Genomic DNA, 266 nt, shown 5'->3' with positions numbered 1-266 from the left:
ATCCAGTGTGGTTATTAACAGGGATGAGAACAGATGCAAGGTCATCTGTTCTATCTGAATCAAACGGAGGGATATGATGCTGACATTACAATTAAAAGAAAAAACATATAGCCGCACCTTCTCTCTCCGCAATATTCAAATAAGTGTCGAGAAAGGGCAGATGCTACTGCTTTTGGGGCATAATGGTGCGGGAAAGACAACGATGATCCAATCCATGTTTGGGCTGACGCCATTTATAGGATGCGTCACTTTACATGGTAAACAGC

The 266-nt window shown here is 42.5% G+C and carries 1 protein-coding gene; it reads left to right on the top strand.

All coding sequences use genetic code 11. The features are described 5' to 3' along the window. Window positions 1-76 precede the first annotated feature (76 nt). Window positions 77-266, top strand: a 190-nt coding sequence (locus tag AC0IXA_RS27580) for an ATP-binding cassette domain-containing protein (RefSeq protein ID WP_471814927.1), incomplete at its 3' end; no start/stop codon positions are given.

It is taken from the genome of Pseudomonas sp. AC083, from assembly GCF_979253165.1.
Note: the sequence above shows the minus strand (reverse complement) of the source record. Positions and strands in the feature narration are given on the sequence as shown.